A 17574-nucleotide genomic window follows, 5' to 3' on the forward strand; every position below is an offset into this window, starting at 1 on the left:
GGCCCTCAGCCTCCCTTCGGCGGGACGATCTGGAGGTAGACGCTGGTGATCACCATGTTGACGAAGAAGAGCAGGAGGAAGGTGATGACGACGGACTGGTTGACGGCGTCGCCGACGCCCTTGGGACCGCCGCGCGGATTGAGGCCGCGGTAGGCGGCGACGATGCCCGCGATGAACCCGAAGACCAGCGCCTTGAGTTCACTGACGTAGAGGTCGGGCAGCTGGGCGAGCGAGGAGAAGCTGGACAGGTAGGCGCCGGGGGTGCCGTCCTGCAGGTAGACGTTGAAGAAGTAGCCGCCGAGGATGCCGACCACGGAGACCAGCCCGTTGAGCAGCACGGCCACGCCCATGGCGGCCAGGACCCTCGGCACCACCAGGCGCTGCACGGGCGAGACGCCCATGACCTCCATCGCGTCCAGTTCCTCGCGGATGGTGCGCGAGCCCAGGTCGGCGCAGATGGCGGAGCCGCCGGCGCCGGAGATCAGCAGGGCCACGATGAGCGGGCTCGCCTGCTGGACGACGGCGAGCACGCTGGCCCCTCCGGTGAACGACTGCGCGCCCAGTTGCTGGGTGAGCGAGCCGACCTGAAGGGCGATCACGGCGCCGAAGGGGATCGAGACGAGCGCGGCGGGCAGGATCGTCACGCTGGCGAGGAACCAGAACTGCTCGACGAACTCCCTGAACTGGAAAGGGCGTTTGAAGACCGCCCGGCTGACCTCGGCGGCGAGTGCGAAGAGCCGTCCGGTCTGCCGCAGCGCACCGGTGATCATGAGCCGCTCCCGGTCGCGGGCAGCGGCAGGACGGGAGCGCCGCCGGGCGTGGCGTAGGTGCGCTCGATGGCCGTGCGGGCCGCGGGCGGCAGCCGGTCCAGCATGCCCAGGACGCGTTCACGGCGCCGGGCGACGGCCCGGCGCGGCGGGAGGCCGGGGGACGGCTCCAGTTGCGGCACTATCTCGCGGGGCCCGGCCGCTCGCGCGGCGCGCGGGTCGGCGGCCTCGGCGGCCAGGGCCGCGGCGTCCTTCTCCTCCGACATCCCGATGGGCCCCTCCCGACGGCCGGCGAGGAACTGCGCGACGACCGGTTCCTCACTGGTGAGCAGGACCTCGCGCGGGCCGAAGGTGACCAGTTCGCGGCGGAAGAGCATGCCCATGTTGTCGGGGACCGTGGCGGCGATGTCGAGATTGTGGGTGACGATCAGCATCGTCGCGTCGATCTGCGCGTTCAGGTCGATCAGCAGCTGGGAGAGGTAGGCGGTGCGCACCGGGTCGAGCCCGGAGTCCGGCTCGTCGCACAGGATGATCTGCGGGTCGAGCACGAGGGCGCGGGCCAGGCCGGCCCGCTTGCGCATGCCGCCGCTGATCTCGCCCGGCAGCTTGCGCTCGGCGCCCAGGAGGCCGACCACCTCGATCCGCTCCATGACGATGCGGCGGATCTCGGATTCCTTCTTGCGCGTGTGCTCGCGCAGCGGAAAGGCGATGTTGTCGAAAAGGGACATGGAGCCGAAAAGGGCCCCGTCCTGGAACATCAGCCCGAAGAGTTTCCGGGTCTCGTAAATGTCGCGCTCCGGACTGTTCACCATGTCCACCCCATTGATGAGGACACGGCCGCGGTCAGGTTTGAGGAGCCCGATGAGCGACTTCAGAAACACTGTCTTTCCGGTACCGGACGGGCCGAGCATGACACTGACTTCACCGGCCGGAAGCGTGAGGGTCACATCCTGCCAGATGTTCTGCCTGCCGAATGACTTGGTCAGGCCCTCGACCACCACTTCGATTCCCATATCACCTCCGACAAGGACGGGTCAGTGCGCACCGGGGTGCGCGCACGTTAAGCCGGTGCGCGGTTGTCTGGCAACAGGCACAGCACCGGATTTCCGTTGCCCTCCCGGACTTTGTCACCGTGCAGACAAAGTGCCGTCCGGGACCTTGTCTCCTGACGACAGAGCAGGGCCGCGCGTCTCCGGGGGCTGGATCCGCGGGGCCCTGCCGACGAGCGGACGGCCCTGAAGGAGGGCAGGGGCCGGACGTCCGTCGCATCTCCGGCCGGCAGGGGACCGCCGATTCGGAGATCAGTGCTGCACCCCGGCACGTTACGGCCGGGTAACCCGGCGGGCAATAGTGGATCCCGAGTTTTCCGCGATATGCCGTCCGGCCGTAGACGACCTGTCAGCGGGCGTATAAATCTCGGGCCGAGAATTGTCATGAGGTGCGCATGGACGGCCCTGTGCAGCAGGTGGGAGACGCTCCCCGGCCCCTTCCGCGTGGTCGGCGGACCGGCGGACGGCGGCGCCTTCCTTGGCAACGGATGACTAAGCGGTGGCGCGGGCTGCTCACCGGGCGAACAGGTGGTTGCCCTTTTCAAAGAATCATGGTCGGCGGCATTGTTCGGACAAGTTTCCCGCAAGTAACGTCAATGCTCGCGGTCGATGCATTCGAGCCGCGGGCCGCCTGCTCCCACCCTCCGTCAGTTCCGTCGCGGCCCACCTCTGCCGGTCAATCCAAGGAGTGTCCCAGAGCCATGAAGAAGACCCTCAGAACATTCGCCGTGGTGGCGGGCGCGGGTGCGGCCGCGTTCGGAATCGCCGTCGCCCCCGCCTCCGCCAACGCCTCCACGGTGTGGACCGTCACCCCGTCCCCGGCCAACTTCACGGCGACCAACAGCGGGAACATCGTGCTGACCGCCAACCTCCCGATGACGTGCACGACGTCCTCGGCCTCGGGCACCATGGCGAGCGCCACCGGCAACCCCGCGACGGTCGCCTCCATCAACGCCATCAACTTCGGTACCAGCGCGTCGCCGTGCACCAGCGTCCTGGGCAACGTCACCACCGTGGCGACCACCCCCTGGACCGTCGTCGCCAAGGACTACAACCCCACGACCGGCGTCACCACGGGCTACGTGGGCAACGTCCAGGCCAAGGTGACCGCCGGCGCCTGTGCGTTCACCGTCAAGGGCACGGCCTCGGGCACGTACACCAACTCCACCGGCATCCTGGCGGTCAACAGCGTCTCCGGTGAGCTGTCCGTCACCTCGGCCACCGGCTGCGGCACGGTGGTCACGACCTCCACCAAGCCGACCTTCAAGGGCAACTACGCCGTCAAGGTCACCGGCACCACCACCATCCCGAAGATCGTCGGCTCCAACCCGTAAGGCTCCGCACCCGCTCGCGACCGCCCGGCCGGACCGTCCCGGCCGGGCGGTTGCGGCCGGTCCGAGCCCGAGCCCCCGAGAAACGGAAATCGAGCGGAGCAGTAGATGACAGGCCCTCGTGCCACCGCCCGGCGGACCCCCCGGGTCCGTGTGAGGACCGCGACGACCGCCGCGTTCGTCGTGCTCGCCGCGATGGTCCCGGCGGCGCTCGCCACCGCGGACACCCAGCAGGTCGACACCGCCCTCACCTACCTCTGCGCCTTCCCGTCCGGACAGCGGCAGGCGACGGTACGGGTCTCGGCGGCCGTCCCCGACCGGGTGGAGCCCCGCCAGGCGATCCGTCCCGCGGACGTCACCACCACGGTGGAACTGCCCGCCGAGGCGGTGGCGGACCTCAAGGCGCCGCAGGCGGCCGAGGTACGCGCCGCGACCCGCCTCACCGTCGGCGTGGCGCAGAACGACGCCACGGCCGAGGCGACCTGGCGCGGCACCGCACAGCCGGTCGCCGTCCCCGGTCCGGGACCGCTCACCCTGACCGCGACGGGCGACGTCCCGTCGGTGACCGCGCGGAGCGCCGGCGACCTGACGCTCTCCGCCCGGAGCCTGGCCATCGACCTGGCCGTGAGCCCGACCGACGGCACCGGCGCCACCCCCGCCCCGCTCACCGTCGAATGCGCCCTCGACCAGGACGCCCCTGGCCACGGGCTGCTGGCCACCGTCGCGGTCGGATCCCGGTCGCCCGAACCGAGCGGTTCACCGTCCGGCTCCGGCACACCCTCCCCGTCACCGACCGGCGGCCCGTCGCAGCGGCCCGCGGACCCGCGGCCCGAGCAGGCCCCGAAGGTCGCCGAGAGCACCCCCGACTCCGCTCCCGACCGGGACGCCCCACCGTGCCGCTACGACGCCCAGCACCCCGCCACGGCGATGTCGCTGAACGCGTACATCACCGGCTACTCCAACGTGACCAAGCAGAACGGCGCGGCGCTGATCCCGTTGTCGTGCACGTTGGTCGAGCAGGGCGAGACGGGGTTCGAGATGACCCCGGACGGCAGCGCCGCCCTCATCACCCAGCACTCCGAGGGCCAGCTCTCCTACCAGGGCGGCAGGCGGACCCCGCCGTTCAAGGCCACCTTCCTGACCTTCGGCTTCACCCCGACGACGGCCACCATGGTGCTGGAGCAGACGGGCCCCCTGACCCTGGACGCCCTCGGCCGGATGGACATGACGACCTTCTTCACCGGCACGGACACCTACATCCGGGTCCCGCTGGTGCTCCGGGTCACCGACCTGGAGGTCAACGGAACCCGGCTGGACGTCGGCCCCGACTGCCGGACCCGTACATCGCTCAGCTCCCCCGACCCGGAGCCCAAGAAGCATCCGGGCGACCACCTGGTCCTGCACGGCAGGGGCGAGCAGGCGCTCGGCGAACCGGCCACCGGCTACCTGCTCACCTCCGGCGGCCCGCTCACCGGCGAAGCGACCATCCCCGCCTTCACCGGCTGCGGCACGGGCGGCGAGGACCTCGACCCCCTGCTCACGGCGAGCGTCTCCGGCCCCGGCAACTACGTCAAGCAGATCCAGGGCCAGACGTGCAGCCAGGCGCAGCCGAACCCCGACGAGTGCACCGCGGACCTCCAGCCGCTGAAGATCCCCGTCCCGGAGCGCTGAGCACCCCCCATCCCACAGGACTCTCACGGAAGGCCACCCGATGAACCGGTTCTCCCGCCGCGCCAGACTCGCCGCCACGACCGTCACCGCCCTCGGCACCGCCCTCGGCGCCTTCGTGTCCACGGGCACGGCGACCGCCGCGACCGCGCAACTGAACGGCCAGTGGGCGCCGTTCACCCGCTGTCCGGTCGACGCGGGCGCGATGCTGGCCGCGGACGGCCTGGCGCAGACCCCGCAGTGCGTGGTGTCCACCTCGCCGAACGGCACCATGACCCTGGGCAAGACCACCGTGGTCACCGGCCGGACCGACCTGCAGATGGGGGTCGTACAGAACTCCGACGGCACCAGCACCGTGGTGGCCCCGTCCGCCGGCGCGATCATCGCCGACTCCGCGACCGTGCCCGGCGGTCTGCTGGGCCTGATGTGCCCGAGCAACATCCCCGCGGTCTCGGCCATCTGCGATCAGATCACCAACAGCACCCTCAACAAGATCACGGCGACCGTGGAGTCGGTCGGCGCGCCCTCCGACTTCGACCAGAGCGCGGGCGTCCTCACCGACCAGCCGATCGTCTCCCTCCCGGTCCGCATCCACCTGCAGAACCCGTTCCTCGGGAGCAACTGCTACATCGGCACCAAGTCCAGTCCGATCGTCCTGCGTCCGAAGAACCTCACCTACCCCGAGTTCGGCCTGTCTTTCTTCAAGGGCGACGGCACCGTCACCGACGACGGCGAGATGAGCCGCATCGACCTCACCGGATCGGCCCAGAACGACAGCAGCTTCGCGGTGCCCGGCGCCAGCGGCTGCGGCCTGGGACTGCTCGGCCTGATCGACGCGGCGGTCAACGCCAAGACCGGACTGCCCTCGGCCGCCGGGAAGAACAGCCTCACGCTCAACGACACCCGGACCTACCTGGCCGGCCTGACGGCTCCCGGCACCGCCGCGCCCGACGCGGGCAAGGTGCTCGCCCGGGACTGGCACTCCGCCGTCAAGTAATGGCCGAACACCGGCGAGTATCAGCCGTCCCGGCCGACCTCGGCCGTCCCACCGCACCAATGTGTGCACGACTCGTGTGCAAACCGAAGGAGTTGAATTAACTTCACCTTCACACGGACAGGCACCTGACGGCCGGCCGGCGTCGCCCCTCCTCGGGACGGGTGGCACCGGCCGGTCTCCCCGCCGGGCGCGTCGAGAGCGAGGGACGACCAGACTCATGCCTTCAACCATGAGGCCACCGGAGCTCGGAGAACCACTCGACCCCCTGCCCAAGGAGTTCGCCGCTCTCATAAGACCGGAATTACCCGGGCTCATGAGAGAGATACGGCTGGAGGTCATCCGCGCCTACCCGGTGTACGGGCGCCTGCTCAACGGGCCCAACGCGGACGCCATCCGGCAGGGTGTCGAACAGGCGCTGGCCGCCTTCGTGGACCGAGTGGCCGAACCGGGCAAGGACTCGGCACTCCGCGACGAGCTGCTGCGCAAGTTCGGCCGCGTGGAAGCCTACGAGGGACGCGAACTGGACACGTTGCAGGGCGCGTACCGGCTCGGCGCACGTGTCGCGCTGCGCCGCGCCAAGGCCATGGGCCGGCACTACCACCTCTCCCCCACCGTCATCCTCGCCTTCGCCGACGCCTTGTTCGCCTATGTCGAGGAACTCGAGGCGATCTCCCGCGAGGGTTACGTCGAGGTCCAGTCGCGGGCCGCCTCCGAGGTCTCCGCGCTGCGGCGGCAGTTGCTGCACCTGATCCTCGCCGCTCCGCCGCTGTCCCAGTCGACCGTCACGGAACTGTGCGAGGCGGCCGCCTGGCAACTGCCGGCCGAAGTCACCCTGGTCGCACTGCGCTCACCGGTCCCCGACCACCTGGAGGCGGGGCTGGCCGGGGACGTCCTGGCGGACCTGGACATCCCCCAGCCGCACCTGCTCCTGCCGGGCCCCTTGACCCCGCAGCGCCTGGCCATGCTGGAGACGGCGCTGGCCGGCACGCACGCCGCGGTGGGCCTGACCGTGCCGCTGGACCAGGCGGCCGACTCCATCCGCTGGGCCCGGCGGGTGCTGCAGCTCGTCGACGAGGGAGTCCTGCCCGACACTCCCCTGATCCGCTGCGAGGACCACCTGGTGACGCTCTGGCTGCTGTCCGACCCGCCCCTGATGTCCCAGGTGGCGGCCAGGGAACTGGCGCCCCTCGACGAACTGCCCGCCAGCCGGCGGGACCGGCTCGTGGAAACCCTGCGCGTGCACGTCTCCACCCGGGCCACCGCGGAGCAGGTCGGCGAGATCCTCGGCGTGCACGCCCAGACGGTCCGCTACCGCCTGCGGAACCTGGACGCCCGCCTCGGCGACCGCATCGCCGACCCCGACCACCGCTTCGCCCTCGAGGCGGTCCTGCGCTCGCTGCACCTGCGGGGCGGCGACGGGAAGTGAGCCGCCCGGCGGGGACTCGCCCCCGCCGGGCCGCGGCCCGCGGGTTCCCCGGCGGCCCGGGGCGAGGGCGTGTCGTGCCCGGCGGCCGGGCGGGGATCCCGGCCGCCCGGGCCGGCGCCCGGGACGCGGGGCGCCCACGGGAAGGGCCCGGTCATCGCGCTGGGTCGCCGTGCCAGTCCAGGACCATCACGGTGGCGTCGTCGCTGAGCTCGCCGTGACAGGCGGCCAGCACTCTGCTGGTCAAGGCTCTGACGGTCTCTCTGGGGTGCAGGTCGCGGGTGTCGCCGATGACGGCGGCCAGGTCGACGGCCGCGGCGCGGCGCTCCTGCATGCCGTCGGTGAGCAGGACCAGCCGGTCCCCGGGGCGCAGGTCCAGCTTCTGCAGGCGGTAGGGGGTGGGCGCCACCACTCCGAACGGGAGGTTGACGCCGAGCTCCACCTCTTCCACCGTGCCGTCGCGCAGGCGCAGCGGTCGGGGGTGTCCGGCGTTGACCAGTTCGCAGTCGCCGGTGTCGAGATCGACGCACAGCAGTTGTCCGGTGGCCAGGCCGCGGCCCTGTTCCAGCAGGGCCTGGTGCGCCTCGTTGGCCTGCAGCAGGGCGTCGCAGCCGCGTCTGCGGGCCCGGCGCAGTGCGCTGACCAGTACGGTGGCCAGCAGCGCGGAGTCGGTGTCGTGCCCCATGGCGTCGGTGATGGACAGGTGCAGGGTGTCGCGCTCGAGGGTGTAGTCGTAGGTGTCGCCGCCGATGTCGTCGGCCGGGACCAGCCCCGCGGCGAGCGTGAACCGGTCGGCCTCGCAGCACGGAGCCGAGGGCAGCAGCTGGTGCTGGATCTCCGCCGCCAGGCTGGTGGGCGTGGTGCGCCGGCCCAGGTGGTACAGGTCCGTGAAACGGCGGTCCGTGACGATGATGTAGGCCAGCAGGTGCGCGGCCTCGCCGACCTTGCGCAGCACACCGTCGTCGGCGCGCCGCAGGACGACCTCCAGCACGCCGATGCAGTCGCCGCGGTTGGTGACCGGTGTGATGACGCGCTGTCCGCCCCGGCCGTCCGGCTCCACGTGCTGGCGCTGGCTCTGCAGGACGCCGTCGTAGACGCTGCCCCGCAGGGCGATCGGTTCCGCGAAGCCCGCGACGTCGCCCCCGGCGGCCGCGGACAGCCGGGCCAGCCGCTGACCGATGAGGTCGACGAACAGGAAGGACACGTGCCGCGCGCCGAACCTCTTCTGCAGGTTGCGCGCGACCACGTCGACCGACCCTCCGGGCGGCGCACTCTCGGCAGCGGCCAGAAGCTCGCCCAACTCCAGATCTCCATCGTCCACGGCAACCTCCCATCGGTTGCCGTCACTTCTTCCCCGTGATCCTTCGTCGTCACCCGATGCCCCGAACCAGCCGGTCCCGGCCCGCCTTGACACCGGTGCCGGGACCCGGCGGGTCGCCCCCGACTCGGGTGCGTCGGCGGACGGTTCACCGTCCTCCGGGCCCGCGGGCCTGCTTGCGGTAACTGCCCGGGGGGGGGTGCCCAATTCCCGCTTGAAGGCGTGGGCGAGGGCCGCTTCGGAGCCGTAGCCGACGGCGTTCGCGATGACCGCGACGGTCTGTCCGGTGGCTGCGAGGCGATGTGCCGCCAGTTCGATGCGCCACCGCGTGAGGTGCTCCAGCGGCCCCCGGCCGACGACGGACTTGAAACGCGCGGCGAGAGTGGAACGTGACACGTGTGCGGCCTCCGCGAGGAGCCGCACCGTCCAGCGGCGCGCCGGATCGGCGTGCATGGCCCGCAGGGCCGCGCCGACCACGGGGTCGTTCAGCCCGTGCAGCCGGCCTTCCCCGTCCGCGTGCCGGGCGAGGTGGTGACGGATGATGTCGATGAGCAGGACGACCGCGAGGTGCCCGGCGATCACGTTCGCGCCGAGCACGGAGGTGGGCCGACGACGGCATCAGCGCCAACGCGGTCATGCCCGGGTGGATCAACACCGGCCCGCAGCGCCACCTGGACCTGCCCACCCTGCAAGCCATGGGCGGCGCGGACGAGCACGGCGACCGCATTGAACAGCCGTTCTACAAAACGCCTGGGCAGGGGGCCGCGACGAGCGTCCTCCTCGCGGCCTCGCCACTGGTCGAGGGTGTCTCCGGCCGCTGTTTCGAGGACAACCAGGAGGCACCGGTCACCGAGGACGGCAGCGGGGACGGCGTCGCCGCCCATGCCCCGGACCCCGACGGCGCCGAGCGCCTCTGGCGGTACACGGAAGCCGCGTCGTAGCCGGCCGCGCGACACCCGGCAGGCGCCCGCCGCGCCCGGCCGGGAAGCCGGACCGACCGGGAAGCCGGACCGACCGGTCGTGCTACGCGGGACGGTGCCCGGAGACGGCGCCGCTGGGGCCGTCGACCAGGGCGAGGCGGACGGTGATGCGTTTGCCGACCGGCTCGCGCTGCGCCCTGAACTCCCGGGCGACGGCCATGACGATCTCCAGACCGTGCTGTCCCACCCGGCCGGCGTCCGCGGCCCTGGCGGTCGGCAGGACCGGATCGGAGTCCCACACCGCCACTTCGACCATGTCGCCGGTGATGACGCGCAGGTCCAGCAGCACCGGGCCGGGGGCGTACTTGCGGGCGTTGGTGACCAGCTCGCTGACCACCAGCTGGGTGAGGTCCATGGCGCGCTGCGAGACGGGCAGGCCGTGGTCGGCCCGGACGCCGTCGAGGAAATCGCAGGCCAGGTGGCGGGCCCGGGCGATGTCCGTGTCGCCGTCCAGGGCCGCCGTCGTCCGTATGGCCCGCCCGCCCGGCTCGACGCCGTCCTCGCCCACCGGCACTGATTCCATCTCCGCCGCCTTCACTACCCCGTTCACGCCTCGCGCGCGTACCCGCGCCGGTGAGGATGACGCCTGATGCCCCTCTGTCGGCTCCATCGATCGCGCGAGGCCGTCGCCCGTCGGACGCGGGGGCGGCGGCTGCGGGCGAAGGTCCCGGCGTGCCAGTATCGCCCCCCTGGCCGGGGTGGAAGTGCCGTACGCCGAAACCGCCGAGCGGCCGGGCCCGCTGTCGGTCGTGGTGGCCGCCCCGGACGGCGTCCGGGTGCCGGCGGCGGCCGTGCGCAGTTCCGCGCCGGCCCTGGTCCTCCCGTCCGGCCGGCAGGCCGGCATCCGGACCCGCACGCGGCAGCGCCCGTGGGGTGTCGCGGTGTGCGGGCGGCCGGGGCGGCACGGCCCCGATCGGCGCTCCGGCGCACGCGCCCAGCGCGGGGCGGGCGGAGCGCGCCGCCCTCACGCCCGACGTGGGCGAGGTGCCGTGCTCGGCGCGGGTGCGGCCCCGGCGGCCGGAGCCGCCCCCGCGTCCATCGGGTGGTACGTCAGTCGAAGTCGCGCACCCTGATCGTGCGGATCCCGCGACCGTGTGTGGCCGCGTACAGGGTGCCGCCGTCGGGGCTCAGCTTGAGCTGGAGGACGGCGACGGCCGGGAGGGAGCCGACGCGTCGCCACTTCGTGCGGCCCGGCGCGCGGTGGACGACGCCGAGGTCGGTGGCGACGACGAGGCCGCCGTCGGGCAGGACGACCGCGGAGTCGGCGGGCACGTCCGGAAGGCCGGCGGAGACGTCCTTCCAGGTCGTGCCGCCGTCGGTGGACTCGAAGACGTGACCGGAGCCCGCGCCCGGGCCCTCGGTCCAGTGCCGGGAGAAGCCGTTGACTGCGAGGAAGACGTGGTCGGCGTTCCTGGGGTCGACGGCGAAACCGCTCAGGTAGCGGTTCGGCACGGTCCCGTCGACGGGCAGGTCGATGTCGTGCCAGCCGGTGCCGTCCGCGTTGCCGACGGCGATTCCGCGGGCGAAGCCCCGCTCGTTGCACGGACCGCACCAGGCCGCGTAGACCTTGCCGCCGGAGGCCGCGACGGCGGTCGCGGTGCGGCCGGCGCCGAGGTCGTGCACGCTCTTCCACTCGGAGCCGCTGCGGATGGCGTAGCCGTGGCTCTGCACCCAGATGTGGCGGCCGCCGGCGACCCAGGTGGAGCTGTCGCCCAGGTCGGCCGCGAGGGGCGCGATGAAGCGGGCCTCGCTGGTGGCGTTGTCGGCCGGGGCGACGTTGTACGAGGTCGCCTTGGCGGGGTCGGTGGTCCACCCGCCGTCGTTGACGGCGCAGTTCTGGGTGACCTGGACCGAGAGGTACACGTACTCCTGGGCGATGTCGCAGCCGTTGGCCGGGGCGGTCAGGGTGTCGCCGCCGTCGCCGCCGAAGTTGGACCCCATGACCTTGTCGCCGCCGCGCAGGATCGACTGGCCGTTGTCCTGCAGGCCGCCGGTGACCAGGACCCCGCGGTGTCCCGGGTCCTTCCCGATGCCCACCGAGTAGTACTGGAGGGTGTCGATGGTGCCGTCGTTGAGGGAGGCCCAGTCGGTGGCGTGGCCGGAGGCGTCCTGGGAGCCGTCGAGCGGCCGCCTGTAGGCGCCGCCGTCGTCGCCGACGTAGACGTAGCTCTTGCCGTGGTAGCGGCCGATGGCCACGCCGTGCTGGTCGGAGTGGGTGGTCTGGCCGCAGTCGCCGGTCTGCTTGCCGGGGTCGATGCTCCAGCAGGGGAAGGTGAAGTTCCAGTACGGGCCCACGGTGGCCCAGGTGGCGCCGCCGTCCTTGGTCTCGTAGACCTCCTCCAGGCCCGCGTACACGTGCTCGGGGTCGGCGGGGTCGACGGTGAGGAACTGGTTGTACCAGGCTTGCACGCCCGGCATGTAGCCGGCGCTGGTCAGGGCGGAACCGTCGGCGGCCAGCTGCCGGTAGTCGGCGATCTTCGTCCAGGGCCCGGACGGGGAGGAGGCGCTGAAGATCCCCTCGAGGCCGCTGTCCGGGTTGGTGGCCGTCTGCTCGGGCGACTGGTCGATGGCGTAGTAGCGGGAGCCGTCCGGGGCGCGGGCGAACGTCACCGTGCCGACGTCGTCCGCGTCGGTCGGCAGCTCGCCGAAGCCACTGGTGATCCGCTTCCAGCCGCCGCCGGTCCGGGTGTAGAAGCCGTTGTGGTCGTCGCCGCCGCGCCAGCCGACCGCGAGAACCACCTTCGAGGGGTCCATGGGGTCGACGGCGATGTCGTTGGTGACGTTCTTGTACACGGCGGCGTCGTCGGTGGCCTTCGAACCGCCGGGCAGGTAGTCGGGGTTGGGCGCGAACTCCAGCTTCCAGGGGCCGCGCAGGTTCTTGGTGGAGTGACTCCACACGCCTCTGCCGGTCGCGGCCCACACCTTGTCGCCGGCGAACCGCAACTGGCGGACGGTGGTGCTCTCCAGCTCGTCGCCGCCGACCCGGCTGCGCGTGGAGAAGCTGCCCTGGTGGGGGTGGGAGAGGACGTAGACGCCACTGCCGAGGTAGGCGTCCGAGTTGGTGTTGGCCTCGCCCGTTCCCAGCCAGAGCCGTCCGGCGCCGTCGAGGGCGAGCGCTCCGGTGGACTGCGAGGGCAGCCGGTCGCTGATGGGCTGCCAGTGCCCGCCGCCGCTGCGTGAGCGCCACACGCCTCCGCCCGCGCTGCCGGCGTAGACGTAGCCGTCGTCGTCCGCGGCCATCGCGGCCATGCGTCCGGTGACCTTGCCGGAGCCGCCGCCGGAGTTGGAGTCGATGTCGCGGTAGCGGGGGTCGTCGGAGTCGTAGGGCAGACCGGTGACGTCGCGCCAACTGCCACCGGTGCGGGGCAGGTCGGCCAGGCTCCGCCAGGCCGCACCGTACGCGCCCGGCGCGACGACGCCGGGAGAGGTACGGGCCTCGGCGTACTGGTCCGCGCCCTCGGCGATCTCATCGGCCTCGTTGCCGTCGTCGCCGTCGTCCGACTTCGCCCTGGGGCCAAGGACACCGGCCGAGTGGGCGCGCTCGGCGGCGAGCCGGGCGAGAGCGCGGGCCCCGAAGGGGCTGGTGTGCCGGCCGGGCGAGGCGCTCGCGGGTATCGCGACGAGCCCGGTGACAGCAGTCACGGCACAGATCGTGAGCCATCGTCTTCTGCGGGTTGGTGCCGGCACCGGATCCTCCCGAACGGGTGTGGCTACAGCGGTCGCGGCGACCCGATCACGAATGCGCGGAGCCGTCCGGGACTTGGGCGATTCTTTGTCCGGGACCTGCCATTCCGTGGTCGTCCACCGCCACCCCGCGCTCGCGCCGTCACGGCCGGGCGGTGTGGCCGAGCGCTTCGGCCGGGCCGTCGCCCTGCGCTGGGCCGGCGCGCCCGACCGGGCGGGCGGCGGCCGTGTGGGCGGCGGCCGTGTGGGCGGCGGCCGTGTGGGCGAGGCGACCCGGGGCAGGAGAGCCACGACGACCCAGGGCTGGGAGGTTACGTGTTCGACGGCTTCGAGCTGACCCGGTGCGAGGGCGACGGCGCCCGTCTGCGGGTGCGCCACGGCGGCAGCGGCTCCGCGGTGCTGCTCCTGCACGGTCATCCACGCACGCACGCGACCTGGCACCGGGTGGCCCCGCTGCTGACCGCGGCGGGACACACCGTCGTCTGCCCCGACCTGCGGGGCTATGGCCGGTCCGACAAACCCCCGACCGATCCGGAGCACCGTCCGTACTCCAAGCGCGCCATGGCCGGTGACTGCGTGGCGGTCATGCGCCGGCTCGGGCACGAGCGGTTCGCCGTCGTCGGGCACGACCGGGGCGCGTACGTGGCCACTCGGCTCGCCCTGGACCACCCCGAGGCCGTGTCCGCCCTCAGCGTGCTGGACGCCGTTCCCATCGGTGAGGCGCTGCGACGCTGCGACGCCGCGTTCGCCGCGAGTTGGTGGCACTGGTTCTTCCTCGGACAGACCCACAAGCCCGCCGAGCGCGTCATCAACGCCGACCCCGACGCCTGGTACAAGGCCACTCCCGAGCAGATGGGCCCGGAGGCGTACGAGGACTACCGGCGCGCGATCCACGATCCGGCCACCGTGCACGCCATGTGCGAGGACTACCGGGCCGGCCTGGGTGTCGACCGGGAGCACGACGACGCCGACCGGCGGGCGGGCCGGCGCATCGGCTGCCCGCTGCAGGTCCTGTGGGCCACCCGTGACGACATGGCCGACCTCTACGGCGACGTGCTGGGCGTCTGGCGCGACTGGGCGGGTGACCGCCTGGACGGTGGTCCGATCGACTCCGGACACCACATCGCCGAAGAGGCGCCCGAGGCACTCGTCGCCGCACTGCGCGCCTTCTGGGAGAGCGCCTCGGGGCACGGCTCTCGTACCGGACGCCCGGCCGGCCGCCCCGAACGCCGACTGGCCGACTGAAGGGGCGTGGCCGCGCCCGTGTGCCGCACGGCGGCGCCGACGGCGTCCCCGTGCGGCCGGAAGGCCGGCACCGGGCCTGACGGGCGGTCCCGGTCGGTCCCGGCCGTCTGCGCCGCAACGGCCGCGGGACCAGCGCGGCGACGACAGTGCTGCCACCGGGACGGGCGGCCGGGACCCGGAGCGCCGGACCACGGCCGGAGCGCCGGACCACGGCCGGAGCGCCGGACCACGGCCGGGGCGCCGGACCACGGCCGGGGCGACAGGGCTCTGTCGCCGACACCGATGGCGTCCTGCCGATCCGCGCACGGGCCGATACCCGAAAGGACGCAGTTCGTCCGCCGTTCTCGGTAAAGCCTGCCATCCTGGGTGAGGGAGCGGCCGCATCCCGCCATGCATGCTTGCATGGCCTACGACCACGCGTTGACGCATTGCACGATCGTCCCACCGCACATGCTCGAGCACCTCGCGCGAGCGGCGGACCCCGAACTCGCCGACCCCGCCCGCAGCACGTTGGTGCACGACTCCTCCGTGCGCACCAGGCGCCGGCTGACCGCCGTCCTCGGGGCGCCGGAAGCCGTCGCGGGCGAAGCCGTCCCCCTCCACCCCCGGCGCACCGTCGACGACGCCCACCACACGCAGAACCTGCCCGGCACACAGGTGCGTGCCGAGGGCGGCCAGGAGAGCGCGGACCGCTCGGTCGATCAGGCGTACGACGGTCTGGGGCACACCTTCGACCTGTACCAGAAGGCGTACGGCAGGAACTCCGTCGACGGCCGGGGACTGCCGTTGATCGCCACGGTGCACTACGGCGAGAAGTACGACAACGCCTTCTGGAACGGCGAGCAGATGGTCTTCGGCGACGGGGACGGCACGATCTTCCTGGACTTCACCGGCTCCTACGACGTCATCGGCCACGAACTGACCCACGGCGTCACGCAGTACACGGCGAACCTGGAGTACTACGGGCAGTCCGGGGCACTCAACGAGTCCGTGTCGGACGTCTTCGGCAGCATCATCAAGCAGTGGGTCCTCGGCCAGACCGTCGACCGGGCCGACTGGCTGATCGGCGCCGAGCTGCTCGGCCCGACCGTCCGCGGATACGGGAACCACGACAGGGCCCTGCGCTCCATGAAGGCACCCGGCACGGCCTACGACGACCCGCGGCTCGGCGGCAGGGACCCGCAGCCCGCCTCGATGGACGACTACGTCAGGACCTCCACCGACAACGGCGGCGTGCACATCAACTCGGGCATCCCCAACCATGCCTTCTACCTGGTCGCCACAGCCCTCGGCGGCCACTCCTGGGAGCGCGCCGGACAGATCTGGTACGACACGCTCACCGACGGGCAGCTGCCGTCCGACGCGGGTTTCGCGGTCTTCGCCGCGCTCACCGCGACCTGCGCCAAGCAGCGGTACGGGGACGGCGAGGAGCACCAGGCGGTGCTCGACGCGTGGTCGCGGGTCGGAGTGCCGGCGAACGGAAGTGCCTGATCCCCCCTGTCGCCGCACCGGTCGATTCCGCTCGTGGTGCTCGCGGCCGTCGCGGTCGGTACGTCCTCCGGGCCGTGCGTACGGCTGCCGCACGGCCCGGCGCCGCCGGCCGGCGGCAGTCGGGTCGAGCCCGAGGGGCGGCCCCAGCCCAGGGCGCGGAGTACGGGGCCGCCCAGACCCTGCGGTCCTGTCAACGCAGGGCACTTCGAGGCTAGAGCCCGGCCCGGCGCCCCGCTCGTCCGCTGGGCCGTCCGCACCACGCGCGCTCACCCCCGGCCGGCCCGGCCGGGGCGACACGAAGCTCGGCGGGAGCCTGCCGCGGGGCCGGTCGCACCGGGCCGAACGTGTCGTGGACGCGGCCCGCGCCGCCGGGAACGAGCAGGTCAGGAGAGCCAGTCGGCGTACCGGGTGGGGGCGAGACGGGCGCCCATGTCGGTGAGGACGTCACCCTTGACGGCGGCGAACATGCCGGCGGTCGGGTCGGTGACGACGGTACGGTCGTCACCCTTGCGGGCCAGGGTGATCCGGCCCAGTTCGTCCAGGGGGAAGACCTCGGGGCCGCCGATGTCGCGAATGCCGTTCAACGGGGCGCCCGCCGCGACTTCCGCCACCGCCCCGGCCACGTCCTTGGAGGCGATGGGCTGGATCGGTGTGGCGGGCAACCGGACGGTGTCGCCGTCGGCGGTCCAGGACAGGACGGCGTCCATGAACTCCATGAACTGCGTCGCCCGGACGATGGAGTAGGGGACCGGACCGGCCTCGAGGATCTTCTCCTGCAAGACCTTGGCACGGTAGTAGTCCAGCTCCGGCACCCGGTCCACGCCGACGATCGAGAGGATGACGAAGTGCCCGGCGCCGCCCTTGCGGGCCGCGGCCAGGAGGTTGTCCATCGAGGTCCGGAAGAAGGCCGCGGAGGCCTCGTCGAAGGTCGGGGAGTTCGTCAGGTTGACGACCACGTCGGCTCCCGCGACCGCGTCGTCCACCCCTCGGCCGCTGATGACGTCGACTCCGGTGGACTGCGAGTGGGGTACCGCCTTGTGCCCGGCGGTGTTCAGGAGGGTGACGACCTGTGACCCGATCAGCCCCGTGCCGCCCATGACTGCGATCTCCATGACATGCCTTTCCTCTGGTTCTGCCAGAAATATGGCATATGAGCCACGCCGTGAAGGCGGTATGAAACGAGGCCTTCGCACCCGACGGGACGCCGCGGAAGCGGAGAAGGCGTCCATGGGGACCACCGTTCGGCCGCGGCGCCGGGCGTGACCTGTCAGGGACCGCGGCGGGGGCGCCGCACGCTGGGGAAGGCCGCCGACCGCTGCTTCACCGAGGCCGAACGCGTCGCGCTGGAACTCGCCGAAGCCGTCCTCACCCCGAACCCGATCGTCGGCGTCGGCGTCGGCGTCGGCGTCGGCGTGGAGCTGATCCTCGCCGTCGACGACAGGAGCACGGGCAAGCGCCGTCAGGTGGCCGGGAGACAAGCAGGTGGCCGCAGGACAACCGGCCACGACGATCCCGGCGGCCCGCCCGGACGGTCCGGCGTGCCGTCGATCCGGCGTCCGGGGCCGCCCGCCCGCCGGATCGACCGCACGACCACGGCCGGCGGTGGCGGTGCCGGACCGTC

General features: G+C 72.4%; 13 protein-coding genes and 1 pseudogene. 7 read left to right on the forward strand and 7 right to left on the reverse strand.

Going from position 1 to position 17574, the window contains the following annotated elements; all coding sequences use genetic code 11:
- Positions 1-5: 5 nt before the first annotated feature.
- Together ACF061_RS34400 and ACF061_RS34405 are read right to left on the reverse strand one after the other, a co-directional pair.
- Entirely contained in the window at positions 6-770 is a 765-nt protein-coding gene (locus ACF061_RS34400) for an MlaE family ABC transporter permease (RefSeq protein WP_392270939.1), read from the reverse strand.
- Entirely contained in the window at positions 767-1780 is a 1014-nt protein-coding gene (locus tag ACF061_RS34405) for an ABC transporter ATP-binding protein (RefSeq protein WP_392270940.1), read from the reverse strand. Before ACF061_RS34405 ends, ACF061_RS34400 begins: the two co-directional genes overlap by 4 nt.
- Before the next feature lie 737 nt (positions 1781-2517).
- Here ACF061_RS34405 and ACF061_RS34410 point away from each other — a divergent pair.
- From ACF061_RS34410 to ACF061_RS34425, 4 genes are all read left to right on the forward strand, one after another.
- The gene (locus ACF061_RS34410; protein ID WP_392270941.1) at positions 2518-3150 is read left to right on the forward strand and encodes a hypothetical protein; all 633 of its coding nucleotides are present in this window, start codon (positions 2518-2520) and stop codon (positions 3148-3150) included.
- Positions 3151-3255: 105 nt separating this feature from the next.
- Complete coding sequence (locus ACF061_RS34415; RefSeq protein ID WP_392270942.1) at positions 3256-4818, forward strand: DUF6801 domain-containing protein; 1563 nt, start codon at positions 3256-3258, stop codon at positions 4816-4818.
- Positions 4819-4858: 40 nt separating this feature from the next.
- Positions 4859-5812, forward strand: a complete 954-nt coding sequence (locus ACF061_RS34420) for a hypothetical protein (protein ID WP_392270943.1) — start codon at positions 4859-4861, stop codon at positions 5810-5812.
- 217 nt (positions 5813-6029) lie between these two features.
- Complete coding sequence (locus ACF061_RS34425) at positions 6030-7238, forward strand: helix-turn-helix domain-containing protein (RefSeq protein WP_392270944.1); 1209 nt, start codon at positions 6030-6032, stop codon at positions 7236-7238.
- 151 nt (positions 7239-7389) lie between these two features.
- On the opposite strand, the gene ACF061_RS34430 is transcribed toward ACF061_RS34425, so the two are convergent.
- The gene (locus tag ACF061_RS34430) at positions 7390-8556 is read right to left on the reverse strand and encodes a PP2C family protein-serine/threonine phosphatase (protein ID WP_392271008.1); all 1167 of its coding nucleotides are present in this window, start codon (positions 8554-8556) and stop codon (positions 7390-7392) included.
- Positions 8557-8748: 192 nt separating this feature from the next.
- A pseudogene (locus tag ACF061_RS34435) lies at positions 8749-9006 on the reverse strand (helix-turn-helix transcriptional regulator); the annotation flags it as partial.
- Between the two features lie 182 nt (positions 9007-9188).
- On the opposite strand from ACF061_RS34435, the gene ACF061_RS34440 reads away from it, so the two are divergent.
- Positions 9189-9494, forward strand: a complete 306-nt coding sequence (locus ACF061_RS34440; protein ID WP_392270945.1) for an NADP-dependent oxidoreductase — start codon at positions 9189-9191, stop codon at positions 9492-9494.
- 82 nt (positions 9495-9576) lie between these two features.
- Here the strand turns inward: ACF061_RS34440 and ACF061_RS34445 are convergent, their stop codons facing one another.
- A complete protein-coding gene (locus tag ACF061_RS34445) occupies positions 9577-10056 on the reverse strand; it encodes an ATP-binding protein (protein ID WP_392270946.1) in 480 nt (159 codons plus the stop codon).
- A 527-nt stretch (positions 10057-10583) separates the two neighbouring features.
- The gene (locus ACF061_RS34450; protein ID WP_392270947.1) at positions 10584-13220 is read right to left on the reverse strand and encodes a glycosyl hydrolase; all 2637 of its coding nucleotides are present in this window, start codon (positions 13218-13220) and stop codon (positions 10584-10586) included.
- Between the two features lie 312 nt (positions 13221-13532).
- On the opposite strand from ACF061_RS34450, the gene ACF061_RS34455 reads away from it, so the two are divergent.
- Positions 13533-14462, forward strand: a complete 930-nt coding sequence (locus ACF061_RS34455; protein WP_392270948.1) for an alpha/beta fold hydrolase — start codon at positions 13533-13535, stop codon at positions 14460-14462.
- A 402-nt stretch (positions 14463-14864) separates the two neighbouring features.
- The gene (locus ACF061_RS34460; protein ID WP_392270949.1) at positions 14865-15953 is read left to right on the forward strand and encodes a M4 family metallopeptidase; all 1089 of its coding nucleotides are present in this window, start codon (positions 14865-14867) and stop codon (positions 15951-15953) included.
- 383 nt (positions 15954-16336) lie between these two features.
- Here ACF061_RS34460 and ACF061_RS34465 read toward each other — a convergent pair whose 3' ends face one another.
- Positions 16337-17065, reverse strand: coding sequence for an SDR family oxidoreductase (locus ACF061_RS34465; protein WP_392270950.1), 729 nt, complete (start codon positions 17063-17065; stop codon positions 16337-16339).
- Between the last annotated feature and the right edge of the window lie 509 nt (positions 17066-17574).

The organism is Streptomyces sp. NPDC015220 (genome assembly GCF_043079345.1).
Taxonomy (GTDB): Bacteria; Actinomycetota; Actinomycetes; order Streptomycetales; family Streptomycetaceae; genus Streptomyces.